Here is a 26,351-nt window from a genome sequence, read left to right as displayed (position 1 = left end):
CCGGTCACTGACATGCAAGCAGCCAAACCACTCTACGACTATCCCAAGTACTGGGCCGAATGCTTCGGGCCAGCACCTTTCCTGCCGATGAGCAGGGAGGAGATGGATCTGCTCGGCTGGGATTCCTGCGACATCATCATCGTGACCGGTGATGCCTACGTCGACCACCCATCGTTCGGCATGGCCATCATCGGCCGTCTGCTGGAGGCCCAGGGCTTCCGCGTGGGCATCATCGCCCAGCCGAACTGGCAGTCGAAAGACGACTTCATGAAGCTCGGCGAGCCGAACCTGTTCTTCGGCGTGGCCGCCGGCAACATGGACTCGATGATCAACCGTTACACCGCAGACAAGAAGATCCGTTCCGACGACGCCTACACCCCAGGTGGCCTGGCCGGCAGCCGTCCGGACCGCGCCAGCCTGGTGTACAGCCAGCGCTGCAAGGAAGCCTACAAGCATGTGCCGATCGTGCTCGGCGGCATCGAGGCTTCGCTGCGCCGCATTGCCCACTACGACTACTGGCAGGACAAGGTTCGCCATTCGATCCTGATCGACGCCAGCGCCGATATCCTGCTGTTCGGCAACGCCGAGCGCGCGGTGGTCGAAGTGGCCCAGCGCCTGTCCAACGGCGAGAAGATCGAGACCATCACCGACGTGCGTGGCACCGCCTTCGTGCGCCGTGATACACCACAAGGCTGGTACGAAATCGACTCCACCCGTATCGACCGCCCGGGCCGCGTCGACAAGATCATCAACCCGTACGTGAACACCCAGGACACCCAGGCCTGCGCCATCGAGCAGGCCAAGGGCGACCAGGAAGACCCGAACGAAGCCAAGGTGGTGCAGATTCTCGACAGCCCGAGCGTGACCCGGGAAAAGTCGGTGATCCGCCTGCCGTCGTTCGAAAAGGTGCGTAACGACCCGGTACTCTACGCCCACGCCAACCGCGTGCTGCACCTGGAGACCAACCCAGGCAACGCCCGCGCACTGGTGCAGAAGCATGGCGAAGTGGATGTGTGGTTCAACCCGCCACCCATCCCCATGAGCACCGAAGAAATGGACTACGTGTTCGGCATGCCTTACGCCCGTGTGCCGCACCCGGCCTATGGCAAGGAGCGCATCCCGGCCTACGAAATGATCCGTTTCTCGGTGAACATCATGCGTGGCTGCTTTGGTGGCTGCACCTTCTGCTCGATCACCGAGCACGAAGGCCGCATCATCCAGAACCGCTCGCACGAATCGATCCTGAAGGAGATCGAAGAGATGCGCGACAAGGTGCCGGGCTTCACCGGCGTGGTCTCCGACCTTGGCGGCCCGACTGCCAACATGTACCGCATCGCCTGCAAGAGCCACGACATCGAGAAGCACTGCCGCAAGCCGTCGTGCGTGTTCCCGGGCATCTGCGAAAACCTCAACACCGACCACAGCTCGCTGATCGAGCTGTACCGCAAGGCCCGTGCCTTGCCGGGTGTGAAGAAGATCCTGATCGCCTCCGGCCTGCGCTACGACCTGGCGGTGGAATCACCGGAGTACGTCAAGGAGCTGGTGACCCACCACGTTGGTGGTTACCTGAAGATTGCCCCGGAGCACACCGAGCGTGGCCCGTTGGACAAGATGATGAAGCCGGGTATCGGCACCTACGACCGCTTCAAGCGCATGTTCGAGAAGTTCTCGAAGGAAGCGGGCAAGGAGCAGTACCTGATCCCGTACTTCATCGCCGCCCACCCAGGCACCACCGACGAAGACATGATGAACCTGGCCCTGTGGCTGAAGGGCAACGGCTTCCGCGCCGACCAGGTGCAGGCGTTCTACCCGTCACCGATGGCGTCGGCTACGGCCATGTACCACTCGGGCAAGAACCCGCTGCGCAAGGTGACCTACAAGAGCGAAGGGGTGGAGATCGTCAAGAGCGACGAGCAACGCCGCCTGCACAAGGCGTTCTTGCGCTACCACGACCCGAAAGGCTGGCCAATGCTGCGTGAAGCGCTGGAGCGCATGGGCCGCGCCGACCTGATCGGGCCGGGTAAGCACCAACTGATCCCGCTGCACCAGCCGCAGAGCGATACCTACCAGAGCGCGCGCCGCAAGAACTCGACGCCGGCGGGTAGCCACAAGGTGGGCAAGGACCAGAAGATCCTGACCCAGCACACCGGTCTGCCGCCGCGTGCCAGCGATGGCAGCAAGCCTTGGGACAAGCGTGAGAAGGCCAAGGCCGAAGCGTTTGCCCGAAACGAGAAGGCGGCCAAGGAGCGCAAGGAAGCGGCCAAGGGTGGCAAGGGCAACAAGAAGCCACGTCAGCCTGTTATCCCGCGCTGATCGATCCATGTTGGGACCGCAAAGCGGTCCCAACATCTCAAGGTCAATCAGGCTTCTTGTCGACCCACTTCGGCGCCACCGGCGCTACGAAGCTGTCCATGCCATTTAGCAGCTCATCTGGCTGCTGCGCCAGCAGCAACATCGCCCGGTGCTGCGGCCGCACAAAGCCTTCTTCGACGATATGGTCGAGGAAGCCGCCCAGCTTGTCGTAGAAGCCATTCACATCGAGCAGCCCCAGCGGCTTGGCGTGATAGCCCAGCTGCCCCCAGGTCCACACTTCGAACAACTCCTCCAGCGTACCGAGCCCGCCCGGCAAGGCAATGAAGGCATCGCTCAGCTCGGCCATGCGGGCCTTGCGCGCGTGCATGCCATCAACCACTTCAAGGCGGGTCAGGCCTTTGTGGCCGACTTCAGCGTCCAGCAGGCTCTGCGGGATGATCCCTACCACCTCGCCACCTGCTGCCATGGCCGCGTCGGCCACAACACCCATCAGGCCTACGGCACCTCCGCCATACACCAAGGTCAGGCCGCGACGCGCAATGGCCTGGCCAAGCGCGACGGCCGCTTCACGGTAGGCGGGGTTGGCGCCGATGCTGGCGCCGCAGAACACACAAACGGAACGTACGGGCATTGCTCATCTCCTGTCACTCAGGTGCACAGGGTACGGTGCATGTCCGTCGCTTCCAAGGCCGCTTTCACTCCGGCCGGGAGAATTCGCAGATGGCGCCGGTGGCTCCATGGGCGTAGGCAGCGAGCAGGCTATTCAGGAAGTTGGAGATGGGCATTTGGTATTGCTCCTAAATGAGAGGTTGTCCCATCGTCCAATAAAAGGGCATGATGTGCCCTTAGATTGGTTGTATACAATCCATTGAACAATTCTACTGGCTGGCCACTTGACACCCCCTTGACCCATATCAGCAAGGGGCTGAACGGGTTCAGGCAGTCTCGCAATTGATAAAACCCTGCCAAGGAGATTCATGATGTTTGCGAAAGCTGTAGCGGTATCCCTGCTGACCCTCGCCAGCGCCTCTGTCTTCGCCGCCGAGTGCTCGGTAACTGTCGAATCGACGGACCAAATGTCCTATACCACCAAGGAATTCACCGTCGACAAGAGCTGCAAGGAATTCACCGTCAAACTGACCCACTCCGGCAACCTGCCGAAGAACGTCATGGGCCACAACCTGGTGATCAGCAAGACTGCCGACATGCAGGGCATTGCTACCGAAGGCATGAGCCAGGGCATTGAAAAGGGTTACCTTAAGGAAGATAACGCCAACATCATCGCCCACACCGCAATGATCGGTGCGCCAGAAAAAGAAACCGAAGTGAAGTTCGACACTTCCAAGCTGGAAGCCGGTGGTGACTACAGCTTCTTCTGCACCTTCCCGGGCCACATCTCGATGATGAAAGGCAAGGTCATCGTCAAGTAACGATAGCGCTGCAGGGCTTTCGGGCCTATTCGCGGGCACGCCCGCTCTCACAGGTACACCACAAGGTTCAGCTTGCGTGGTGTATCTGTGGGTGCGGGCGTGCCCGCGAAGCTTTCATGGGGCGAACGGCAGTTCGCGCTTGTGCTGGGTCTTGCGGTAGGTGGCGACGATGATGTCGAACGCTGCCTGGTCAACCGGCTGCCCATGCAGGAAGGCATCGATCTGCTGGTAGGTCACGCCATGCGACGCTTCGTCCGGCTTGCCCGGCTCCAGGTCTTCCAGGTCCGCCGTCGGCACTTTCTCCACCAGTGACTCCGGTGCGCCGAAGCTGCGTGCAATCGCTCGCACCTGGTTCTTCACCAGCCCGCTCAGCGGCGCCAGGTCGCAGGCACCATCACCAAACTTGGTGAAGAAGCCCATCACCGCCTCGGCAGCGTGGTCGGTACCGATCACCAGGCCTGCGCGGGCGCCAGCGATGGTGTATTGGGCGACCATGCGCGTACGCGCCTTGACGTTGCCGACCACGAAGTCCACCAACGTCGGCGAGCCGTTCTTCAACTCCACCACTTCAGCCGCCAAAGCCCGTACCGCCGGGGCAATGTCCACGGTGTGCACTTCATCGGCCTTGATCACGTCCAGGCAGGCCTGGGCGTCATGCTCGTCATGCTGCACCTGGTACGGCAGGCGCACGGCTATGAAGGTGTAGGCCTTGTCGCCGGTCTCGGCGCGCAACTCGTTGATGGCGCGCTGGGCGAGCAGGGCGGCAGTCAGCGAGTCGACGCCACCGCTGATGCCCAGCACCAGGGTCTTGAGCCGGGCGTTGGCCAGGCAGCCCTTGATGAACGCCACGCGCCGGGCAACTTCGGCCTCAAGCGCTGCAGCGTCGGCGAACGGCGGCTGTACCTTCAGCGCCTGGGCAATCTCTTGCTGAACCGCTTGCATGGGTTACTCCTTGCTGGGGACTTTGAATACGTGGCGCATGTAGGCGACGAAGTTCTCGTCGCGGCACTGGGTCTTGGCGGCTTCGTCCGAGATCTTGGCCACCGGCGCGCCGTTGCAGTCGGTCATTTTAAGCACGATGCTCATTGGCGCCACACCCGGGATGTCGCAGGTCAGGTTGGTGCCGATGCCAAAACTGACGTTGATGCGACCGCGCAGGGCACGGAAGATCTCCAGCGAGCGGGTCAGGTTGAGGCCATCGGAAAACACCAGGGTCTTGGTCATCGGGTCGATACCCAGTTTCTGGTAATGGGCGATGGCCTTTTCTGCCCAGGCCACCGGCTCGCCCGAGTCGTGGCGCAGGCCGTCGAACAGCTTGGCGAAGTACAGATCGAAGTCGCCGAGGAAGGCATCCATGGTGATGCAGTCGGTCAGTGCGATGCCGAGCAGGCCGCGGTACTCGCGCACCCAGCAGTCCAGCGCGGCAATCTGGCTGTCGATCAGCCGTGGGCCGAGCTGCTGGTGGGCCATGATCCATTCATGGGCCATGGTGCCTAGCGGCTTGATATCCAGTTTCCATGCCAGGTCGACATTGCTGGTGCCGACGAAGCGGGCCGGAAAATCATCGCGCAACACGCGAACCACTTCTTCCTGCACGCGGCTGGAGAAGCGTCTACGGGTACCGAAGTCGGCTACCTGCAGTTCGGCCAGTTCTTCGTCGCTGGCATGCGCGCGCAGCCAGTCGAACTTGCGGTACAGCTGGTCGCGCGCCTCGGCCAGGCGCATGTGCGGGTGCAGCTGGCGGTTGCGCACTTCGCTGATGATGGCCAGCAGCGGCACTTCGAACAGGATTACATGCAGCCATGGGCCTTTCAGGCGCAGGAACAGCTGGTCGTTCTCGATGCCGACGCGCACATAGCGCAAGTTGAAGCGAAACAGGCGCAGAAAGCGCAGGAAGTCGGGCTTGAGGAAGCTGATGCGTTCCAGGAAAGGCAGTTGGCCATCGTCCAGGGTAAGGTCGTTGAGCCGTTCCAGCTGGTTGCGGATCTCGCCGAGGTAAGGGCGCAAGTCCTCGCCGTTGCGGCAGCGGAATTCCCATTCGACGTCGGCGTCCGGGTAGTTGTGCAGCACACCCTGCATCATGGTGAGTTTGTAGAAGTCGGTGTCGAGCAGGTTGTGCACGATGCGCTCGGCGAATGCGCTTTCGCTCATCAAGGGGGCTCCGGAAGCGGCGAATGGCCGACATTGTGCCAGCCTTTTGCGCCTTGTTGTGCCTGTTCCGGCCCGCGAAGAAGCCAGAACAGCCAAAACAGAGGTGTTTTTCCGTGCACCGGCTAGCCTTCAAACGGTGCCGCCTGTAGCAGTCGCGCACCAGCGGTGTGCACTTCGGTGACGTCCGCTGTTACAGGGCGGTTGCACGTAAACACTTGCCGAGGTTGCAATGATGGCACCAGGCGGTTGCTCCTTGTCTGTACGTGTGGTGGCGCCCGCCGCACGGCAGACGGTTGCACGCTCAATAAAGAAAAGGCCGCCGGTCGCCTGCTGGCACCCTGCACAGTGTGTTTTCCCGGAAGACAAAACCTATGGCACGGCCCTTGCTCAGAGCACAGGGCTGAGAAGTTGTAGTGCCAACCAAAAAAAACTCTAGGAGCACCACCTCATGTCGCAGACGTTTTACAAGAAAGGTTTCCTGGCTCTGGCCGTAGCTACGGCACTGGGTGTTTCTTCGTATGTTCAGGCCGACGTCAAGATCGGTGTAGCGGGCCCCATGACCGGGGCAAACGCAGCGTTTGGCGAGCAGTACATGAAAGGTGCGCAGGCAGCGGCCGACAAGATCAACGCCGCCGGTGGCGTGAACGGCGAGAAAATCGTCCTGGTCAAAGGCGATGACGCCTGTGAACCGAAGCAGGCCGTGGCCGTGGCCAACCGCCTGGTGGATCAGGACAAAGTGATCGGCGTGGTCGGCCACTTCTGTTCCTCCAACACCATCCCGGCGTCCGAGGTGTATGACGAGGCGGGTGTCATCGCCATTACTCCGGGCTCCACCAACCCACAGGTTACCGAGCGCGGCCTGAGCGCCATGTTCCGCATGTGCGGCCGTGACGACCAGCAGGGTATCGTCGCTGGCGACTACATCGTCGACGTGCTCAAGGGCAAGAAAGTCGCGGTACTGCACGACAAGGACACCTACGGCCAGGGCCTGGCGGACGCGACCAAGGCGCAGCTGGAAAAACGCGGCGTGAAGCCAGTGTTGTACGAAGGCCTGACCCGTGGCGAGAAAGACTTCAGCGCCGTGGTGACCAAGATCCGCTCCACCGGCGCCGACGTGGTCTACTTCGGTGGTCTGCACCCGGAAGCTGGCCCGCTGGTACGCCAGCTGCGCGAGCAGGGCCTGAAGGACGTCAAGTTCATGTCCGATGACGGCATCGTCACCGACGAACTGGTGTCCACCGCTGGCGGTGCGCAGTACGTCGATGGCGTGTACATGACCTTCGGTGCCGACCCGCGCCTGCTGCCAGACAGCAAGGCGGTGGTGGAGGAGTTCCGTAAGGCCGGTACCGAACCTGAAGGCTACACCCTGTACGCCTATGCCTCGCTGCAGGCCCTGGCCGCCGCGTTCAATGGCGCCAAGTCGAACAAAGGCGAAGACGCTGCCAAGTGGCTCAAGGCCAACCCGGTGCAGACCGTCATGGGCGAGAAAAAGTGGGACAGCAAAGGTGACCTGACCGTCTCCGACTATGTGGTCTACCAGTGGGACAAGACCGGTAAATACCACCAGCTGGAAAAACAAAAATAAAAACGGCCCACGGCCCGGGCTGATGCTCGGGCCCAAGCCCCGCGGTACCAGTCTTTATTCGTAGATCTGCACAGTTCTGCGCTGCGAGGGCCCTGCACAGGTGGCCCGCGCCGTGGTCGGCGCTCGTGCAATCTCAATCAGGTGAGATTGCGTTATGGATGGTATTTTCCTGCAGCAACTGGTCAACGGCCTGACCCTCGGGTCGGTCTATGGCCTGATCGCCATCGGCTACACAATGGTCTATGGCATCATCGGCATGATCAACTTCGCGCACGGCGAGGTGTATATGATTTCCGCGTACCTCGCGGCAATCAGCCTGGCATTGCTGGCTTACTTCGGCGTCGAGTCGTTCCCGCTACTGATGTTGGGCACGCTGTTGTTCACCGTCGTCGTCACGGGCGTCTATGGCTTCACCATCGAGCGCATCGCCTACAAACCCCTGCGTAACTCCACCCGCCTGGCGCCGCTGATCAGTGCCATCGGCATTTCGCTGATCCTGCAGAACTACGCACAGATCAGCCAGGGCGCCCGCCAGCAAGGCGTGCCAACCTTGCTGGAAGGTGCCATGCGTGTCGAAGTCGGCACCGGCTTCGTGCAACTGACCTATACCAAGATCTTCATTCTGGTGGCAGCCTTCGTCGGCATGGGCCTGCTGACCTACGTGATCAAGTACACCAAGCTCGGCCGCATGTGCCGTGCCACCCAGCAAGACCGCAAGATGGCCTCGATCCTGGGCATCAACACCGACCGGGTAATCTCCTACGTGTTCGTCATCGGCGCCGTGATGGCCGCCCTGGCCGGCGTGCTGATCACCATGAACTACGGCACGTTCGACTTCTACGCCGGCTTCATCATCGGTATCAAGGCATTCACCGCCGCGGTGCTCGGGGGTATCGGCTCACTGCCTGGCGCCATGCTCGGCGGCATCATCCTGGGTATTTCCGAGTCGCTGTTCTCTGGCTTGATCAACTCCGACTACAAGGATGTGTTCAGCTTCTCGCTGCTGGTGATGATCCTTATCTTCCGCCCACAAGGCCTGCTGGGTCGCCCGCTCGTGGCTAAGGTGTGATGAACATGTCCGTTGCCAAAACTGCCTCTGTTAGCGAAACCAAGGGTTTCGACATTAAACGCAGCCTGCTGGAGACCCTCGTCGCTGGCCTGCTGGCACTCATCGTGTTTGGCCCGGTCGTTGGCGTGGTGCTCGACGGCTACACCTTCAATGCCGAGCCGCGCCGCGTGGCGTGGCTGGTCGGTGGTGTGATGGTCGGGCGCTTCCTGCTCAGCCTGTTCCTGCAGACCGCCCCTGGGCAGCGCATGCTCCAGGGCTTCGACAGCGGTGGCTCGGGCGTGCATGTGAATGCCCCGGACTACAAGTCGCGCCTGCGCTACATCATCCCTGCACTGATCGTGATTGCCATCGTCTTCCCGATCTTCGCCAACAAGTACCTGCTGACCGTGGTCATCCTCGGCCTGATCTACGTGCTGCTGGGCCTTGGCCTGAACATCGTGGTCGGCTTGGCCGGCCTGCTCGACCTGGGCTACGTGGCGTTCTACGCCATCGGTGCCTACGGCCTGGCGCTGGGTTACCAGTACCTCGGCCTGGGCTTCTGGAGCGTGCTGCCGCTGGCGGCCATCGCTGCGGCGCTGGCGGGCTGCATCCTTGGTTTCCCGGTGCTACGAATGCACGGTGACTACCTGGCGATCGTGACCCTGGGCTTTGGCGAGATCATCCGCCTGGTGCTGAACAACTGGCTGTCGTTCACCGGTGGCCCCAACGGCATGCCGGCGCCTTCGCCAACCTTCTTCGGCCTGGAGTTCGGCCGCCGGGCCAAGGATGGCGGGGTGCCGATCCACGAGTTCTTCGGCTTCGAGTACAACGCCAACCTCAAGTTCGTGTTCATCTACGCCGTGCTGTTCCTGGTTGTGCTGGCCGTGCTGTACATCAAGCACCGCCTGACTCGCATGCCGGTCGGCCGGGCCTGGGAAGCGCTGCGCGAAGACGAAATCGCCTGCCGTTCGATGGGCTTGAACCACGTGCTGGTCAAGCTTTCGGCGTTTACCTTGGGTGCCTCCACCGCCGGCTTGGCCGGGGTGTTCTTCGCCACCTACCAGGGCTTCGTCAACCCGTCGTCATTCACCTTCTTCGAGTCGGCGCTGATCTTGGCCATCGTCGTACTGGGTGGCATGGGGTCGACCGTGGGCGTGGTCATCGCGGCGTTCGTGCTTACAGTGGCGCCGGAGCTGCTGCGCAGCTTCTCCGAGTACCGGGTGTTGCTGTTCGGCGTGTTGATGGTGCTGATGATGATCTGGCGACCGCGTGGGCTGATCCGCATCAGCCGTACCGGTGTGACCCCGCGTAAAGGAGTGGCGCCATGAGCGACGATATCATTCTCTCGGTCGACAACCTGATGATGCAGTTCGGTGGCATCAAGGCGCTCAGCGATGTCAGCCTCAAGGTCCGGCGCAATCAGATCTTTGCCTTGATCGGCCCCAACGGCGCCGGCAAGACCACGGTATTCAACTGCCTGACCGGCTTCTACAAGGCCAGTGGCGGGCGTATCGAGCTGAACGTGCGCGGCAGCCACACCAACGTCATCCAGCTGCTTGGCGAACGCTTCCAGGCGGCCGATTTCGTGTCGCCTGCGCGCTTTGCCAACCGCATGTATTACAAGATGTTCGGCGGCACCCACCTGGTCAACCGCGCGGGCCTGGCGCGCACCTTCCAGAACATTCGCCTGTTCAAGGAAATGTCGGTGGTGGAGAACCTGCTGGTGGCCCAGCACATGTGGGTCAATCGCAACCTGCTGGCCGGGGTGCTCAACACCAAGGCCTACCGCAAGGCCGAAAGCGATGCGTTGGACCACGCGTTCTACTGGCTTGAAGTGGTCGACCTGGTCGACTGCGCCAACCGCCTGGCCGGCGAGTTGTCGTACGGCCAGCAGCGGCGCCTGGAAATTGCCCGAGCCATGTGCACACGGCCGAAAATCATCTGCCTGGATGAACCGGCGGCGGGCCTGAACCCCCAGGAAACCGAAGCCCTCAGCCGCATGATCCGCGTACTGCGTGACGAGCACGACATCACCGTGGTGCTGATCGAGCATGACATGGGCATGGTCATGAGCATTTCCGACCATATCGTGGTGCTGGACCATGGCAACGTGATTGCCGAAGGCGCGCCGCAGGACATCCGCCACAACCCGACGGTGATCGCCGCCTACCTGGGTGCAGACGAAGAGGAACTGGTATGAGTGCACCCATTCTGGAGCTGAAGGACCTGGACGTGTTCTATGGGCCGATCCAGGCGTTGAAAAAGGTCTCGATGTACATCAACGAAGGTGAGACGGTCAGCCTGATTGGTGCCAACGGTGCCGGTAAGTCGACCCTGCTGATGTCGATTTTCGGCCAGCCGCGGGCAGCGTCTGGGCATATCGTCTATCGCGGCACCGACATTACCCGCAAGTCGTCGCACTACATCGCCTCCAACGGTATTGCCCAGTCGCCGGAAGGGCGCCGGGTGTTCCCTGACATGACCGTCGAGGAAAACCTGATGATGGGTACCATCCCCATCGGCGACAAACATGCCGACGAAGACATGCAGCGCATGTACGAGTTGTTCCCACGCTTGAAGGAGCGGCGTAACCAGCGGGCCATGACCATGTCCGGTGGCGAGCAGCAGATGTTGGCGATTGCCCGGGCGCTGATGAGCCGGCCGAAGTTGTTGTTGCTGGACGAGCCCTCGCTGGGGCTGGCGCCGATCGTGGTCAAGCAGATCTTCTCGACCTTGCGAGAGCTGGCCAAGACCGGGATGACCATCTTCCTGGTGGAGCAGAACGCCAACCATGCGCTGAAACTGTCGGACCGGGCGTATGTGATGGTCAACGGGCAGATTCGCATGACCGGTACCGGGCAGGAGCTGTTGGTCAACGAGGAGGTGCGTAACGCCTACCTTGGCGGGCACTGAGTTGTATTCGGGGGCTGCAAGGCAGCCCCATTCTCAATGTGGACAACTTGCCGTGTCTTTCTCTCGACACACGCCAATACTCCCCTGCAAGCCCTTGTTTCCACAGGCTTGATCTTGTCCACGGATAATGTGGAACCGCCTGTGGAAAACATGGTGGCATCTCGCTCCAGCCCTGTGATAGCAAGCCCTCCAGCAATGCGATCATTTTTTGACCACATCCCGCTTGTGGATGTTTTTTCGGTGTTTCCCACAGCCCTGAAAGCATGCCGGAATTAGCGCCAAGCCTGTGCATAACTCTGTGCAAAAACCTTGGACAGACCGCTGCAGGCGGCATGCTTGAAAGCCTTGCGCCATCACCTGAAAGATATCCACCGACCACGGAACGCTGAATGGGTTCCGCACGGTGGAAAAGTTGCCCCCAATCCGTGGGGAAAGCCTTGTGGATAACATGCGCATACCTGTCGCCGAGCCCTCTGCCACAAGGGTTTGCCGAATATGAACAAAAAATGATCAGTGCCTTGAACGGCTTGCTGCCGGCGCTTGGCGAGGGCATGCTGCAAAGCTGCCATGACAACCTACCTTGAGGAACAGAGCATGACGTCCACCGTATTCATCACTGGTGCCACTTCCGGTTTCGGTGAGGCCACCGCCCGCCGTTTCGCTGAAGCTGGCTGGAAGCTGGTGCTCACTGGCCGCCGCAAGGAGCGCCTGGACGCCCTGTGCGCCGAGCTGTCGGCAAAGACCGAAGTGCATGGCCTGGTGCTCGACGTACGTGACCGCAAGGCCATGGAGCAGGCCATCGCCAATCTGCCGGCCGGGTTCGAAAAGATTCGCGGCCTGGTCAACAACGCCGGCCTTGCATTGGGTGTGGATGCGGCGCAGAACTGTAGCCTGGACGACTGGGAAACCATGGTCGATACCAACATCAAGGGCCTGATGTACACCACCCGGCTGCTGCTGCCACGGCTGATCGCCCATGGCCGCGGCGCTTCGATCCTCAACGTAGGTTCCGTGGCGGGCAACTACCCGTACCCGGGCAGCAACGTCTACGGTGGCACCAAGGCCTTCGTCGGCCAGTTCTCGTTGAGCCTGCGCTGCGACCTGCGCGGCACCGGCGTGCGCGTGAGCAACATCGAGCCGGGCCTGTGCGAGAGCGAGTTCTCGCTGGTGCGTTTCGGCGGTGACCAGGCCAAGTACGACGCCACCTACGCAGGTGCCGAGCCGATCCAGCCGCAGGACATTGCCGAGACCATCTTCTGGATCCTTAACCAGCCGGCGCACATCAACATCAACAGCCTGGAGCTGATGCCGGTGAGTCAGGACTGGGCAGGCTTCTCGATCGACCGGTCGGCCAAGGGCTGATCCAAGGGCCTTTTCGCAGGTAAACCCGCTCCCACAGGTACTGTGCAATCCTTGTGGGAGCACCGGTCTTGCACAAAACCTAAAAGCTGGCGCGATCACTGTGGGAGCGGGTTTACCCGCGAATGCGTCAGTTCAGGCGCTGCAACCCTTCCAGGCAGGTCGCCAAATGATAGGGCGTAGTAGAGGGCATATCATGCCGACTCACCGCCCCCTCACCATCGCGGCACTCATACCAGCCCGCTTCCCGCAGGAACCGCGTTTGCAGCGCCTGCAACTGCCCCGACAGCTTCGCCTCGCCCCCCGCGCGCAACACAAGCGCTCGCAGGTATTCCGCCTGTGCCCAGATGCGCTGGGTGGCATCAAGCACCTGACCGTCCACATTCAGCATCGCCAACACCGCCGCATCGTTCACTCCGAACTGTTCGGCAAAGCCGAAAGCCCGGTCGATGGACGCATAAAGCGGCGTGTCACGTAGCAGCGGCGAGGTGTGCAGCAAGTAGAACCATTCGAACTGGTGCCCCGGTTCGAACCAGTTATCCACAGCCCCGCGTGGCTTTTCCAGCATCAGGCCGTGGGCCGGTTCGATGAAGTGCGCCTCAAGCGCCTCGCACAGTTGCAGCAGTGACTGGCGGACATGTTCATCGTCACGTACTGCCAGTACCTGCAGAAACGCCTCGGCCAAGTGCATCTGCGGGTTCTGCAGTGGGCCGCTGCCCAGGTCGGCCCAGTCTTCGCCCAGGCTGGCTTCGTACAGGCCGTCGTCACGGGCGAACTGCTGGTCGATGATGTCGAGCGCGGCGTTGAGGGTGGATTCCACCAGGCTTTCACGCACCTTGCCCCAGTAGTGCGCGCAGGCGAACACGATGAAGGCATGGGTGTACAGGTCTTTGCGCCGGTCCAGCGGCTTGCCCTGGGCGTCGATGCTGTAGAACCAGCCACCGTGCTCGGCATCGTGGAAGTGCTTTTGCAGCGAACGGAACAGGGCTGATGCGCGCTCGGCGGCGCCCGGTTGCCCGATACGGCTGCTGAACAGATACAGCTGGCGTGCGCAGGCCATGGCCCGGTAGCGCTGCACCGGCAAGGGTTGGTGCTGGGCGTCCAGCGCCTCGTAGGGCAGGGCCATGTCGGCGTTCCAGCCTGGGCCTTGCCACATTGGCACGATGCGTTCGGCGAAGTGCTGGTTGAAACGGGCCAGTTCGGGCAGGGTGGGGCGGGGGTCGGACATGTCGGCGCTCGTCGCTGTCGGGCAGGGCGCCATGTTAGCAGAACTAGGGTTGAGGGTTGCCCAAGCCCTGCCAATGCCGCGCCCCGACGAAGATGAAGCGCAACTGCTGGGTGATCTTTTCCTGCGGCGTCAGCGCCTGTGGGTAACCTGCTTCCGGGCTGTCGATAAGTTCGGGCAGGGTGGCGAACACGGTCTTCACTACCAGGTCGGCCATCACCGCCAGCGCGGCGCTGTCCAGGTGCTGCCAGCGCTTCATGCGCGCAAGGTCGGTGGCCAGGTCATCGCTTATGTCCTGGCGCAGGCGGGCAATGGCCTGGCGCACGGCCTGCGAACCGCCGTACTGTTCGCGGGCCAGGAACAGGAACTGCGCGCGGTGGGCGGCTACCACGTCGAGGAAGATGCGCACCGAAGCGTCGGTGATGCCGCCCAGTTCGAATTCGTTTTGCCGCACCAGGCGGATGGTCTGGCGGAAGGTGGTGTCGATTTCGGCCACCAAGGCCAGGCCCAGGGCATCCATGTCGGAAAAATGCCGGTAGAAGCCGGTCGGTACGATGCCAGCGGTCTTCGCCACCTCGCGCAGGCTGACACTGCCGAAACCACGGCCACTCTCCATGAGCAGGCAGGCTGCATCGAGCAGGGCCTGGCGGGTCTGAAGCTTCTGTTCGGCGCGCGGTAGCATGATGCGGGCTTCTGTGACGGTAAGGCTGGGCACTCTAGATAAAAAAACAAAGCCCGGTCAATGGACCGGGCCTGGAGGGGAGCAAGCGTTGTGACAGAGGTTGTTCTTTTCGGCCATGGTGATCAGCTCACACGGCTGAGTTCAACCAGGCGATCCGAGCCACCTTCGGCAACGCGGCCATTGCGTTCGATCAGGCGATCCGAGCCACCTTCGGCGACGCGGCCATTGCGTTCGATCAGGCGATCGGAACCACCTTCGGCAACGCGGCCACTGCGTTCGATCAGGCGATCCGAGCCACCTTCGGCAACGCGGCCACTGCGTTCGATCAGGCGATCCGAGCCACCTTCGGCAACGCGGCCACTGCGTTCGATCAGGCGATCGGAACCACCTTCGGCAACGCGGCCACTGCGTTCGATCAGGCGATCGGAACCACCTTCGGCAACGCGGCCACTGCGTTCGATCAACCGATCGGAACCACCTTCAGCTACGGTTTTCAGTGGCTGGGCGATTTCGGCAGCGCTGGAGCGCGATTCGGCGGTCAGGTGTTGCTCGGAAGCCGGCAGGGCAAAAGCGTTGGCGGCCAAAAGGGACAGGGTCAGGGTCAGCAGGTGGCGTTTCATGATTTCGGTGCTCCTCTCGGGGGCTGGAAAGTGGGTACGAAGCCAATGCTACGCCGCGTAACGCCAGAGAGAAGTTCATACGGGTAATGGTAACAATCGACCGTATTGATAGAGGTTCGCAACGCCTCTAATCAGCGCCTTTCAGGCGCGCAGGCAAACCGCTGGCCGTGCCTCCGTTGGGTAACATGTACAGCCTGGCGCGATAAATTGCTGAGCAAAGGGCCAGGAAAAACTTCGCTATCATGGCGCCATCGATAAAACCCCATGGGTTTTCATGAGTCCGAGATATTGAGTGCCACTGAAGTGCCTGTTCTGTGTCATACCGCAAGGAGATTCACGCAATGACGCGTCCCGCCAGAATTCTCGTCTGGACCCTCACCAGCCTGTTCACCCTGCTGGCAATCCTGGTGGTGGTGATCGCCACCTTCGACTGGAACCGCGTCAAGCCGCTGCTCAACGAGAAGGTCTCCGAGGCCTTGCACCGGCCTTTCGCAATCAATGGCAACCTCGCTGTGCATTGGCGTACCGAGCCCGAAGAGGGCGGCTGGCGTGCCTGGGTGCCGTGGCCGCACTTCATTGCCGAGGACCTGACCTTGGGCAACCCGGACTGGCTCAAGGAGCCTGATATGGTCGGCCTGGAGCGCGTGGAGTTCCGCCTGGCGCCGCTGCCGCTAGTGTTCCAGCAGATCAGCATCCCTCGCATCAACCTTACCAAGCCTACCGCCAACCTCACCCGCCTGGCCGATGGACGCGCTAACTGGGTGTTCGACTTCGGCCCCAAGGATGAAAACGCAGAACCTTCAAAGTGGCAGTTGGATATTGGCGCCATCGGCTTCGACCAGGGCAACGTCAGCTTCGACGATCAGACACTGAAAACCAGCATGAAGGTGCAGATCGACCCGCTGGGCAAGCCAATCCCGTTCAGCGACATTGTCGGCAAGGCCAGCGCCGAGAAGGCTGGCGCTGCGCAGGACTATGCCTTCGGCCTCAAGGCCCAGGGCCGCTACAAAGGCCAGCCAGTGTCCGGCACTGGCAAGATCGGCGGCCTGCTGGCGCTGCAGGACGCCAGCCAGCCGTTCCCGCTGCAGGCCGATGTGCGCATCGCCGACACCCACGTGGTGCTAGCCGGCACCCTGACCGACCCGCGCAACCTCGGCGCCCTCGACCTGCGCTTGCGCCTGTCGGGTGCCAGCCTGGGCAACCTCTACCCATTGACCGGGGTAACCCTGCCGGACACGCCGGCCTACTCCACCGATGGCCGCCTCAGCGCCAACCTGCACGCGGCACAAGGGGCGACGTTCAATTACCAGGGCTTCAACGGCAAGATCGGCGACAGCGATATTCACGGTGACCTGGCCTTCGTCGCCAGCCAGCCACGGCCCAAACTGTCCGGCAAACTGGTATCGAACCAGTTACTGTTCAAAGACCTGGCGCCGCTGATCGGCGCCGATTCCAACGCCGAGCAGAAGGCCCGGGGTGGTGCCAGCAAGCAGCCGACGGGCAAGGTGCTACCGGTTGAAGAGTTCCGCACCGAGCGCTGGCGCGCGATGGATGCTGACGTCACTTTTGCTGGCAAGCGCATCGTGCACAGCACGCAACTGCCGTTCAATGACCTGTCGGCCCACGTGATACTCGATGACGGCCTGCTGCGCCTGGAGCCCCTGCGCTTTGGCGTGGCCGGTGGCAGCCTGGCCTCCAATATCCGCCTTGACGGGCGCAGCGTGCCCTTGCAGGGCCGGGCACAGTTGACGGCACGGGGTTTCAAGCTCAAGCAACTGTTCCCCACGTTTGCGCCGATGCAGACCAGCTTTGGCGAATTGAACGGCGATGCCGACATCACGGGCCGTGGCAACTCGGTGGCAGCCTTGCTGGGTACGGCCAATGGCGACCTGCGCATGCTGATCAACGATGGCGCCATCAGCCGCAGCCTGATGGAGATTGCCGGTTTGAACGTGGGTAACTATGTGGTCGGCAAGCTGTTCGGTGATGAGGACGTGAAGATCAACTGCGCGGCAGCCGATGTGGGTATCAAGGATGGCCTGGCGACTACGCGGCTGTTCATCTTCGATACCGAGAACGCGATCATCTACATCAACGGCACCGCCAATTTTGCCTCCGAGCAGTTGGACTTGAAGATCACCCCGGAGTCGAAAGGGCTGCGGTTGTTCTCGCTGCGCTCGCCGTTGTACGTGCGTGGACCGTTTGCCAAGCCGAGTGCCGGTGTGCAGGCGCTGCCGCTGGCGTTGCGCGGCGCGGGAATGGTGGCGCTGGGTGTGGTGGCCGGGCCGGCGGCAGGGTTGCTGGCGCTGATTGCGCCCAGCAGCGGGGATGATCCAAACCAGTGCACGCCGTTGTTGCAGCAGATGAAAGCGGGCAAGGCACCGGCGGCGGTGAAAGGGCGGAAATAGCAGGGGGCCGCTGTGCGGCCCATCGCGACACAAGGCCGCTCCTACAGGGGTACGCGATCCCTTGTAGGAGCGGCCTTGTGTCGCGATGGGCTGCACAGCAGCCCCTAACGATTACAACCCTTGCAACAGGTCGGACATGTCGTCCGCGTGCTCTTCTTCCTGCGCCAGAATGTCTTCGAAGATGCGCCGCGTAGTCGGATCTTTATCGCCAATGTACTGAATGATCTCGCGGTAGCTATCAATGGCAATCCGCTCCGCCACCAGGTCTTCCAGCACCATCTCTTTCAACGAATTGCCTGCCACGTACTGGGCATGCGAATTCTTGGTCAGGTTATCGGGGTTGAAGTCTGGCTCGCCGCCCAGCTGCACGATGCGCTCGGCCAGCTTGTCGGCGTGTTCGGCTTCCTGGGTGGCATGCTCCAGAAACTCCTCGGCTGCCACGCTGGCCTTGATGCCGCTGGCCATGAAGTAGTGGCGCTTGTAGCGCAGTACGCAGACCAGCTCGGTGGCCAGCGACTCGTTCAGCAGGCGCAGGATCTCTTTGCGATCGGCGTGATAGCCCTCGGTCACGGCGCCTTGCTCTACATGCTGGCGGGCACGTTCGCGCAGGGTTTTCACATCGGTGAGTTCAACGTTGCTCATGGTTATCTCCAGCAGGGGTCAGGTTTGGGCATTGGCTTATGCGCCATGCAAGGCGTCGCTGTCTTCCTGGCGTTGCTTGCAGGTTTTGAAACCTTTGGCGTCGACATGGCCGGTGGCGTCGAAGCGCACGTAGTAGGGCTGCTGTTTGCCATCGCGGTTGAGGATGTAGTCGTTGCAGGTGCCCCCGTGCGGCAGGTCGATCACGTTCGACGGGCTGCCGCCAATGGCGATGACCTTCTGCATGGTCATACCGTTCTCTACCTGCTTGACCAGCGGCTCGTCGCGGTAGGTGACGTAGTCCACCGGGTTTTCCGGGCGGCTGCCGCAGGCGGCCAGGGTGGCGCTTGCCAGAAGGATTGCCAGGGTCTGCTTGTACATGGTCCCGCTCCTTGCAAAGGGTCTGTGTGGTTTGGAACCACAGCGCACGCCGGGAGTTCGATTGCGATGGCCATGATGGCCGCTGTAGTGTTGGCCGGTCGTTCACGCAAAGGGGCTGGGTGATGCCACAGGAATTGGCCACGCGATACCCGTTGGTGCTGGTGCCGGGCATGCTCGGGTTTGTTCGGATGGTGCTCTACCCCTACTGGTTCGGCATCGTGCCGGCCCTGCGCAAGGGTGGGGCGCAGGTATTTCCGGTGCAGGTTTCGCCGCTGCATTGCAGCGAGGTGCGCGGTGAGCAGTTGCTGGCGATCATCGAAGACATCTGCCAACGCACCGGCGCCGACAAGGTCAACCTCATCGGCCACAGCCAGGGCGCCCTGAGTGCACGCTACGCCGCGGCCAAGCGGCCTGGGCGGGTGGCCTCGGTCACCTCGGTGGCCGGGCCCAACCATGGCTCGGAACTGGCCGACCACCTGGCGCGTACGGCACCGGGCGATTCACCCCAGGGGCGCATCCTCAAGGCCGTACTGCATGGCTTTGCCGTTTTGCTGGTATGGCTGGAAACGGGCTGGCGCCGCGAGCCGCTGCCGGTGGATGTGCACGCCTCGCACCAGTCGCTGACCAGTGCCGGGGTGGCACTGTTCAACCAGGCTTATCCACAGGGCCTGCCGCAGACCTGGGGTGGGGAAGGGGCCCATGAGGTCAACGGCGTGCGCTATTACTCTTGGTCGGGCACCTTGCAGCCTGGCCTGACCGACCAGGGGCGTAACCGTTTTGACGGCAGCAACCGTTTCTGCCGCCTGTTCGCGCGCAGTTTCATCAAGGAAAAGGGCCAGTGCGACGGTATGGTCGGGCGTTTCAGTTCGCACCTGGGGCAGGTGATCGGCGACGATTACCCGCTCGATCACCTGGACATCGTCAACCAGTCGCTCGGCGCTGTGGGCAAGGGCGCCGAGCCCGTGCGGCTGTTTACCGAACATGCCGCCCGGCTCAAGGCCGCCGGGCTTTAGCGGCGGATCGGCGTGGTCCAGCGCTCGGCCAGCACTACGCCGGCCAGGGTCAGCAAGCCGCCGACCAGGTGATAACTGGCCAGTTGCTCGTCGAGCACACCGGCGGCGATCAGCGCAGTGACCAACGGCAGCAGGTTGAAGAACAGCGTGGTGCGGCTTGGCCCTAGGCGGTGCACGGCCTGCATCCACACCCGTGGCGCGATCATCGAAGCCAGCACGCAGGCATACAACACCAGGCCGATGTTGTGGCTGTTCAGGCCGGTTTTGTCCGACAGCAGGAACAGCGGCAGCAACACGACGATGGCCACCAGCACCTGCAGGTACAGCAACTGCATCGGCGGCAGGCGGAGCTGCCATTTCTTCAGCAGGAAGCTGTACAGCGCATAGGCCAGGGTAGCCACCAGCATCAGCAGGTCGCCGCTGTTCAGCCCTTGTTGCAGCAGGCTGGCGGGGTGGCCGGCGCTGACCACCTCCAGTACCCCGAAGAACGATACCAGCGCACCCAACAGGGCGCCGTAGCTCAGGCGCTGGCCCAGCCAGGCGATGGACAGTGCCAGTGACATCAGCGGCATCAGCGAGAGAATGATGCCCATGTTGGTGGCGCTGGTGATGCCGGCGGCGAAGTAGGCCAGGCTTTGGTACATCGCCATGCCCAGTACGCCGAGCACGAACACCTTGCCCAGGTGCGGGCGGATGGCCGCTCGGTTGCGCCACACGGCGGGCAGCAGGAACGGGGTGAACAGCAAGGCAGCCAGCAGCCAGCGATAAAAGCCGATCTCGGCGGGGTGGATGGCGCCGGCGGACATCTTGGTGACCACGGTGTTACCGGCCCAGATGAGGATGGCGGTGAGGGGGAACAGGTAATTCATGTTGCAGAGATTCTCTGAAGTATCGCGATGATTTTTTGGAGCGCTGTGCGCCCCTTTTGCGACACAAGGCCTGCGCAGCAGGCCCCGATGGCAGCCATTATCAACTGTCTGTCTAAAAGCCTATACTTCCATCCAGACAACCCACCCTGCCAAGCAGACAGCATGCCGCGCAAATACCTCGACATCCCTCAGTTCACCCAGCTCCCGGCCCCGGTGTACTTCCGCCACGATGAGTTCGTTGCCGACACCCACAGCGCCGTGCACTGCCACGCCTGGGGTCAACTGAACTACACCGCTCACGGCGTGATGCATCTGGACGTTGCCGGCCAGCGCTTCCTGTCACCGCCAAGCTACGCCGTGTGGGTGCCGCCCGACACCGCGCATGGTTGCTACAACCCGCAGGCCATCGTCTACCGCTCCATCTACCTCGACCGCAGCCTGTGCGCCGCGCTGCCACGGCAACCGTGCAGCTTGATGATCAGTGACATTCTCAAGGCCATCCTCGCCGACTTCGCCCGTCGCGACCTCAAGGTGGCCGAAGACCCGCGCGACCAACGCCTGGTGCAGGTTCTGCTCGATCAATTGCTGCTGGCACCCACCCAGGCCTGCTACCTGCCGTTTGCCCACAGCGATGGCTTGCGCCAGGTGCTCGACGCGCTCAGCGCCGAGCCTGGCGACAACCGCCCGTTGGCCGACTGGGCTGCCCGAGTGCATGTCAGCGAACGCACCCTGGCCCGCCAGTTTCTGCGCGAATTGGGCATCAGTTTTGGCGAATGGCGCTTGCGCCTGCGTTTTTTGCGCGCCATCGAAGCGCTGGAAGCTGGCCTGCCGATTCAGGCCATCGCCTTCGACCTGGGCTACAGCAGCGCTTCGGCGTTCATCGCCATGTTCCAGCGCCAGGCCCAATGCACGCCCGAGCAATACCGCCGGCAGGCGCGGGCGGGGCGCTGAGAATTCTTGGCTACACTCAGCTCGACCCCCGTGCATCGGGCGCGGAGCCAAGGAGACCACTCCATGAAAGTGCTGCACATTCCATTGCTGGCGTTGGCTGTGTTGTTCAGCGCCCAAGGCTTCGCGGCCAATACCGCGCAGCAGGAAAAAATGAAAACCTGCAATGCCGACGCCACCACCAAGGCCCTGAAGGGCGATGAGCGCAAAGCCTTCATGAGCACCTGCCTGAAGAAGGATGTGCCGCAAACCCAACAAGAGAAGATGAAAACCTGCAACGCCGACGCCACCACCAAAGCCCTGAAGGGTGACGAGCGTAAAGCCTACATGAGCGACTGCCTGAAGAAGAAATGACCTGCGCCTATGCCTGCGCCGCCAAGGCTGGCAGACTGCGGGCATTCCCGCTGTCTGCCGTCGAGGCTGTATGACCTTTACCCCCCGTCAGATCACCCTGGCCAGCCTGATCATCGTCATGGCCGGGCTGCTGCTGGCTTTGCCCCTGAAGTTGCTGCCCAGCCTGCTGGCCGGCCTGCTGGTGTTCGAATTGGTCAACATGCTGACCCCGCGCCTGCAGCCGCTGTTGGCTGGGCAACGCGCGCGCTGGCTGGCGGTGGCCCTGCTCGGCACGCTGGTGGTCAGCACCCTGACGCTGCTGATTGCCGGTGCCTTCAGCTTTTTGCTGCACGAGGCGGAGAACCCCGGCGCCTCGCTGGACAAGTTCATGGCCTTGGTCGAGCGTGCCCGCGGCCAGCTGCCACCCTTCATCGAAGGCTACCTGCCCGCCAGTGCCGCAGAGTTCAAGGTCGCCATCGGCGACTGGATCAAGAGCCACCTGAGCGATTTGCAACTGGTGGGCAAGGGCATGGCGCACATGTTCGTCACGCTGCTGATCGGCATGATCCTCGGCGCCATCATCGCCTTGCAGCGCATTCCCGATGTTTCCCGGCGCAAGCCCCTGGCGTCGGCGCTGTTCGAGCGCCTCAATCTGCTGGTGAAGGCGTTTCGCAACATCGTCTTCGCGCAGATCAAGATTTCGCTGCTCAACACGGCCTTCACCGGCATCTTCCTGGCGGTGGTGATGCCGTTGTTCGGTGTGCACCTGCCGTTGACCAAGACGCTGATCGTGCTGACCTTCCTGTTGGGCCTGCTACCGGTGATCGGCAACCTGATGTCCAACACCCTGATCACCATTGTCGGCTTGTCGCTGTCGATCTGGGTGGCGGCGGCAGCGCTGGGTTACCTGATCGTCATCCACAAGGTCGAGTATTTCCTCAACGCGCGGATCGTGGGCGGGCAGATCAGTGCCAAGGCGTGGGAACTGCTGTTGGCGATGCTGGTGTTCGAGGCGGCGTTCGGGCTGCCTGGGGTGGTGGCAGGGCCGATCTACTATGCCTACCTGAAGAGTGAGCTGAAGCGGGCGGAGCTGGTCTGACAGCGTGCTGGGGCTGCAAAGCAGCCCCAAGATGGCTCAGGCTGCGCCGTAACGCTTGCGGGCCTCGATGGCCAGGCCGCTACCAATGCTGCCAAAGATGTTGCCTTCCACATGCCGCGCATTCGGCAGCATCGCCGACACGCTGTTGCGCAGCGCCGGAATTCCGCTGGAACCCCCGGTGAAGAACACCGTGTCGACCTGCCCTTCGCTCACGCCAGCCTTGGCCAACAGCTCGGTCACGCTACCGCGCACCCGCTCCAGCAGGCCGTCGATGGCCTCTTCGAACAGCGCACGTGTCAGTTCTGCCGTCAGCTCGGGCTCGACGCGGCGCAGGTCGATGCGGCGGCTGTCGTGCTCGGTCAGTTCGATCTTGCTGGCTTCCACTTCCATCGCCAGCCAGTGCCCGGCGCGTTGCTCGATCAGTTTGAACAGGCGGTCGATACCGAAGCTGTCCTCGATGTCGTAGCGCATGCTGCCCAGCGCCAACTGCGACTTTTGCGAGTACAGGGCGTTGATGGTGTGCCATGTGGCCAGGTTGAGGTGGTAGCTGGTGGGCATCAGCGCGCCGCTCTTCATGCGGCTGCCGTAGCCGAACAGCGGCATCACGCCCTGCAGGCTCAGCTGTTTGTCGAAGTCGGTACCGCCGATGTGCACGCCGCCGGTGGCGAGGATGTCGCTCTGGCGTTCGGCGACCAAGTGGCGCTCGGGCGACAGACGGATCAGGGTGAAGTCCGAGGTACCACCGCCGATGTCGACGATCAGCACCAGCTCTTCGCGGCTGATGCTCGACTCGTAGTCGAAGGCTGCGGCAATCGGCTCGTACTGGAACGAGACGTCCTTGAAGCCGATCTTGCGCGCTACTTCGGCAAGGGTATCTTCTGCTTCCTGGTCGGCGGCCGGGTCTTCGTCGACGAAGAACACCGGTCGGCCCAGCACCACCTGGTCGAATTCACGGCCCGCAGCGGCTTCGGCACGTTTTTTCAGCTCGCCGATGAACATGCCCAGCAGGTCCTTGAACGGCAGGGCGCTGCCCAGCACGCTGGTGTCGTGCTTGATCAGCTTCGAGCCCAGCAGGCTTTTCAGCGAGCGCATCAGGCGGCCTTCGTAGCCTTCCAGGTACTCGTGCAGCGCCAGGCGGCCATACACCGGGCGCCGCTCTTCGATATTGAAGAACACCACCGAGGGCAAGGTGATCTTGCCGTCTTCCAGGGCAATCAGCGACTCCACGCCAGGGCGGTGCCAGCCGACCGTGGAGTTGGAGGTGCCAAAATCGATGCCCAGGGCGCGGGCCGGGGATACGTCAGACATGGGAAATCAGCTTCCGGAGCGAAAACGGCCGCGCAGTTTATGCCACTTGGCTACAGAATCAAGACCAGTCGTCTGCCATGGGGCAAACCCAAGGCGGTCTTGAAAGGCTATGCTTGACCCCTATCTTCTGTTGCAACACGCACATTCACATTGGTGATCCACAGATGGACTTCAAAGACTATTACAAGATACTCGGCGTAGAGCCCACGGCGGACGACAAGGCGATCAAGGCCGCGTACCGTAAGCTGGCGCGCAAGTATCACCCCGATGTCAGCAAGGAGCGCGACGCCGAGGACAAGTTCAAAGAGGCCAACGAGGCCTACGAAGTGCTGGGCGACGCGCAGAAACGTGCCGAGTTCGATGAAATTCGCAAGTACGGCGGCCAGCATGGCCGGCCGTTCCAGGCGCCACCGGGCTGGGAAAACCGTGGCGGTGGCGGTGGCTTCGAAGGCGGCGATTTCTCCGACTTCTTCAGCTCGATCTTCGGTGGGCGCGGGGGCGGCAACCCCTTCGGTGGCGCTCGGCAGCAGCAACGCAGTGCAGGCAGGCGGGGGCAGGACGTGGAGCTTGAACTGGCAGTGTTCCTTGAAGAAACCCTGAGCAAGGAGTCCAAGCAGATCAGCTTCCAGGTGCCGCAAACCAATGCCATGGGCCAGCGCACCGGCTTTACCACCAAGACCCTGAACGTGAAGATTCCGGCCGGGGTGACCGACGGCGAGCGCATTCGCCTCAAGGGCCAGGGCGCACCGGGCAGCGGTGGCGGGGCCAATGGCGACTTGTTCCTGACCCTTCGCATGGCGCCGCACCCACTGTTCGATGTCGAAGGCCATGACCTGATCATCACCGTGCCCTTGGCACCGTGGGAGGCTGCCCTGGGCGCCAAGGTGGCGGTACCGACCCTGGAGGGCAAGATCAACCTGACCATCCGCCCGGACAGCCAGAGCGGGCAGCGCCTGCGCGTACCCGGCAAGGGCCTGGCGAACAAGCAGGGCGAGCGCGGCAACCTTTACGCGCAGCTCAAAGTGGTGATGCCGACCACGTCTGACGAGTCTACCCGTGAACTGTGGGCCAAGCTTTCCGAAAAGGCCGCGTTCAACCCGAGGGCACAATGGAGTAAGTGATCATGAGCAGCACCCTGATCGTTCAATTGGACATGCGTACCCTGTGTCAGGAAGCCGATGTCACGGCGGACTGCGTGATCGAAATCGTCGAGCACGGCATTGTCGAACCTTCCGGGCGAACGCCGGAGGACTGGTTGTTCGACGATCAGGCGCCGCTGCTGACCAGGCGTGCGGCCAAGCTGCACCAGGAGCTGGAACTGGAGTGGGAAGGGGTGGCGCTGGCGCTGGAGCTGTTGCAGGAAGTGCAGCAGTTGCGCAGCGAGAACAGCATGCTGCGCCAGCGGCTGGGCAGGTTTACCCAGATGTAGGCGATCATGCTGGCGCCTGTGGGAGCGGCCTTGCGTCGCGCAAGGCCGTTCCCACAATGGGCCGTATTTCAGGTTGGTTCGGCCCCTGGGTTCAACACCAGTTGCATGAAGGTCAAATCCAGCCAGCGGCCAAACTTCATCCCCACTTGCGGCATTTGCCCGGTCTCCACGAAGCCCAGTCGCTCATGCAGGCGCACCGAGGCCGCATTGCCACTCTCGATGGCCGCCACCATCACATGTTTGCCGCAACCACGCGCACGCTCGACCAGCGCTGCCATCAACACCGGTCCCAGCCCTTTTCCGCGCTGGTCACCCCGGATATACACCGAGTGCTCCACGGTCAGGCGAAAGCCCTCGAACGGCCGCCAGTCGCCAAACGAGGCATAGCCCAGCACGCCTGTCTCATCTACCGCGACCAGGATCGGATAACCCTGCTGCGCCCGCGCTTCGAACCAGGCCTGGCGGTTGGCCAGGCCTACCGGCGTTTCGTTCCAGATCGCCGTGGTGTTGCGCACGGCGTCGTTGTAGATGTCGAGGATGCCGGGCACGTCGGTGGGCAGGGCATCGCGGATTTCGTAACTCATGACAGCGTCTCGCA

Annotated in this window: 26 protein-coding genes; 15 read left to right on the top strand and 11 right to left on the bottom strand. The window is 62.3% G+C overall.

Annotation, left to right across the window (positions count from 1 at the left end):
• Positions 1-12: 12 nt before the first annotated feature.
• Positions 13-2,313 (top strand): YgiQ family radical SAM protein, encoded by a 2,301-nt coding sequence (locus APH35_RS04790; RefSeq protein WP_060514283.1) that lies wholly within the window; start codon positions 13-15, stop codon positions 2,311-2,313.
• Between the two features lie 43 nt (positions 2,314-2,356).
• Here the strand turns inward: APH35_RS04790 and APH35_RS04785 are convergent, their stop codons facing one another.
• Positions 2,357-2,944, bottom strand: coding sequence for a TIGR00730 family Rossman fold protein (locus tag APH35_RS04785; RefSeq protein WP_060494310.1), 588 nt, complete (start codon positions 2,942-2,944; stop codon positions 2,357-2,359).
• Between the two features lie 349 nt (positions 2,945-3,293).
• On the opposite strand from APH35_RS04785, the gene azu reads away from it, so the two are divergent.
• Positions 3,294-3,743: an azurin gene (azu, locus tag APH35_RS04780; RefSeq protein WP_008099951.1), complete on the top strand. Its 450-nt coding sequence runs from the start codon at positions 3,294-3,296 to the stop codon at positions 3,741-3,743.
• A 114-nt stretch (positions 3,744-3,857) separates the two neighbouring features.
• Here the strand turns inward: azu and nadE are convergent, their stop codons facing one another.
• Positions 3,858-4,685, bottom strand: a complete 828-nt coding sequence (nadE, locus tag APH35_RS04775; RefSeq protein ID WP_060494309.1) for an ammonia-dependent NAD(+) synthetase — start codon at positions 4,683-4,685, stop codon at positions 3,858-3,860.
• 3 nt (positions 4,686-4,688) lie between these two features.
• A complete protein-coding gene (gene pncB, locus APH35_RS04770; protein WP_012274438.1) occupies positions 4,689-5,894 on the bottom strand; it encodes a nicotinate phosphoribosyltransferase in 1,206 nt (401 codons plus the stop codon).
• Between the two features lie 448 nt (positions 5,895-6,342).
• Between pncB and APH35_RS04765 the strand changes: the two genes are divergently transcribed.
• From APH35_RS04765 to APH35_RS04740, 6 genes are all read left to right on the top strand, one after another.
• Positions 6,343-7,479: a branched-chain amino acid ABC transporter substrate-binding protein gene (locus APH35_RS04765; RefSeq protein ID WP_003249588.1), complete on the top strand. Its 1,137-nt coding sequence runs from the start codon at positions 6,343-6,345 to the stop codon at positions 7,477-7,479.
• A 154-nt stretch (positions 7,480-7,633) separates the two neighbouring features.
• Complete coding sequence (locus tag APH35_RS04760) at positions 7,634-8,548, top strand: ABC transporter permease subunit (RefSeq protein WP_012274436.1); 915 nt, start codon at positions 7,634-7,636, stop codon at positions 8,546-8,548.
• 5 nt (positions 8,549-8,553) lie between these two features.
• Positions 8,554-9,855: a high-affinity branched-chain amino acid ABC transporter permease LivM gene (livM, locus tag APH35_RS04755; protein WP_060494688.1), complete on the top strand. Its 1,302-nt coding sequence runs from the start codon at positions 8,554-8,556 to the stop codon at positions 9,853-9,855.
• Positions 9,852-10,727, top strand: a complete 876-nt coding sequence (locus APH35_RS04750) for an ATP-binding cassette domain-containing protein (RefSeq protein WP_010955466.1) — start codon at positions 9,852-9,854, stop codon at positions 10,725-10,727. The genes livM and APH35_RS04750 overlap by 4 nt, the downstream gene beginning before the upstream one ends.
• On the top strand, positions 10,724-11,440 hold the full coding sequence (locus APH35_RS04745) for an ABC transporter ATP-binding protein (protein ID WP_060514282.1): 717 nt from the start codon (positions 10,724-10,726) through the stop codon (positions 11,438-11,440). Before APH35_RS04750 ends, APH35_RS04745 begins: the two co-directional genes overlap by 4 nt.
• 594 nt (positions 11,441-12,034) lie before the next feature.
• Entirely contained in the window at positions 12,035-12,802 is a 768-nt protein-coding gene (locus APH35_RS04740) for an SDR family oxidoreductase (protein WP_012274433.1), read from the top strand.
• Positions 12,803-12,929: 127 nt separating this feature from the next.
• Here APH35_RS04740 and APH35_RS04735 read toward each other — a convergent pair whose 3' ends face one another.
• From APH35_RS04735 to APH35_RS04725, 3 genes are all read right to left on the bottom strand, one after another.
• A complete protein-coding gene (locus APH35_RS04735; protein ID WP_041166604.1) occupies positions 12,930-14,027 on the bottom strand; it encodes an AGE family epimerase/isomerase in 1,098 nt (365 codons plus the stop codon).
• Positions 14,028-14,070: 43 nt separating this feature from the next.
• Positions 14,071-14,706, bottom strand: a complete 636-nt coding sequence (locus tag APH35_RS04730) for a TetR family transcriptional regulator (protein WP_012274431.1) — start codon at positions 14,704-14,706, stop codon at positions 14,071-14,073.
• A 122-nt stretch (positions 14,707-14,828) separates the two neighbouring features.
• Entirely contained in the window at positions 14,829-15,326 is a 498-nt protein-coding gene (locus APH35_RS04725; protein ID WP_012274430.1) for a hypothetical protein, read from the bottom strand.
• Between the two features lie 341 nt (positions 15,327-15,667).
• Here APH35_RS04725 and APH35_RS04720 point away from each other — a divergent pair, with 341 nt between their 5' ends.
• On the top strand, positions 15,668-17,734 hold the full coding sequence (locus tag APH35_RS04720; RefSeq protein WP_060514281.1) for an AsmA family protein: 2,067 nt from the start codon (positions 15,668-15,670) through the stop codon (positions 17,732-17,734).
• Between the two features lie 111 nt (positions 17,735-17,845).
• Here APH35_RS04720 and APH35_RS04715 read toward each other — a convergent pair whose 3' ends face one another.
• Together APH35_RS04715 and osmE are read right to left on the bottom strand one after the other, a co-directional pair.
• On the bottom strand, positions 17,846-18,376 hold the full coding sequence (locus APH35_RS04715; RefSeq protein WP_012274428.1) for a ferritin-like domain-containing protein: 531 nt from the start codon (positions 18,374-18,376) through the stop codon (positions 17,846-17,848).
• A 36-nt stretch (positions 18,377-18,412) separates the two neighbouring features.
• Positions 18,413-18,754, bottom strand: coding sequence for an osmotically-inducible lipoprotein OsmE (osmE, locus tag APH35_RS04710; RefSeq protein WP_004576961.1), 342 nt, complete (start codon positions 18,752-18,754; stop codon positions 18,413-18,415).
• 122 nt (positions 18,755-18,876) lie between these two features.
• Here osmE and APH35_RS04705 point away from each other — a divergent pair, with 122 nt between their 5' ends.
• Positions 18,877-19,767: an esterase/lipase family protein gene (locus APH35_RS04705; RefSeq protein ID WP_060514280.1), complete on the top strand. Its 891-nt coding sequence runs from the start codon at positions 18,877-18,879 to the stop codon at positions 19,765-19,767.
• Here the strand turns inward: APH35_RS04705 and APH35_RS04700 are convergent.
• The gene (locus tag APH35_RS04700; RefSeq protein ID WP_012274426.1) at positions 19,764-20,636 is read right to left on the bottom strand and encodes a DMT family transporter; all 873 of its coding nucleotides are present in this window, start codon (positions 20,634-20,636) and stop codon (positions 19,764-19,766) included. The two genes, APH35_RS04705 and APH35_RS04700, sit on opposite strands and share 4 nt — an antisense overlap.
• A gap of 162 nt (positions 20,637-20,798) precedes the next feature.
• Between APH35_RS04700 and APH35_RS04695 the strand changes: the two genes are divergently transcribed.
• The 3 genes from APH35_RS04695 to APH35_RS04685 all read left to right on the top strand — a co-directional run bounded on the left by APH35_RS04695 (position 20,799) and on the right by APH35_RS04685 (position 23,016).
• Positions 20,799-21,587, top strand: a complete 789-nt coding sequence (locus APH35_RS04695; protein ID WP_060514279.1) for an AraC family transcriptional regulator — start codon at positions 20,799-20,801, stop codon at positions 21,585-21,587.
• Positions 21,588-21,650: 63 nt separating this feature from the next.
• The gene (locus APH35_RS04690; protein ID WP_012274424.1) at positions 21,651-21,938 is read left to right on the top strand and encodes a PsiF family protein; all 288 of its coding nucleotides are present in this window, start codon (positions 21,651-21,653) and stop codon (positions 21,936-21,938) included.
• A gap of 70 nt (positions 21,939-22,008) precedes the next feature.
• Positions 22,009-23,016: an AI-2E family transporter gene (locus APH35_RS04685; protein ID WP_060514278.1), complete on the top strand. Its 1,008-nt coding sequence runs from the start codon at positions 22,009-22,011 to the stop codon at positions 23,014-23,016.
• A gap of 36 nt (positions 23,017-23,052) precedes the next feature.
• Here APH35_RS04685 and APH35_RS04680 read toward each other — a convergent pair whose 3' ends face one another.
• Positions 23,053-24,324, bottom strand: coding sequence for an Hsp70 family protein (locus APH35_RS04680; RefSeq protein WP_012274422.1), 1,272 nt, complete (start codon positions 24,322-24,324; stop codon positions 23,053-23,055).
• Positions 24,325-24,488: 164 nt separating this feature from the next.
• Here APH35_RS04680 and cbpA point away from each other — a divergent pair, with 164 nt between their 5' ends.
• A complete protein-coding gene (gene cbpA / locus APH35_RS04675) occupies positions 24,489-25,445 on the top strand; it encodes a curved DNA-binding protein (RefSeq protein ID WP_012274421.1) in 957 nt (318 codons plus the stop codon).
• Positions 25,446-25,447: 2 nt separating this feature from the next.
• The gene (locus APH35_RS04670) at positions 25,448-25,753 is read left to right on the top strand and encodes a chaperone modulator CbpM (protein WP_012274420.1); all 306 of its coding nucleotides are present in this window, start codon (positions 25,448-25,450) and stop codon (positions 25,751-25,753) included.
• 68 nt (positions 25,754-25,821) lie between these two features.
• On the opposite strand, the gene APH35_RS04665 is transcribed toward APH35_RS04670, so the two are convergent.
• Positions 25,822-26,337 (bottom strand): GNAT family N-acetyltransferase, encoded by a 516-nt coding sequence (locus APH35_RS04665; protein WP_060514277.1) that lies wholly within the window; start codon positions 26,335-26,337, stop codon positions 25,822-25,824.
• Positions 26,338-26,351 lie beyond the last annotated feature (14 nt).

Source organism: Pseudomonas sp. NBRC 111132 (assembly GCF_001320565.1).
GTDB lineage: Bacteria > Pseudomonadota > Gammaproteobacteria > Pseudomonadales > Pseudomonadaceae > Aquipseudomonas > Aquipseudomonas putida_P.
This window is presented reverse-complemented; position numbering and strand designations above follow the sequence as displayed.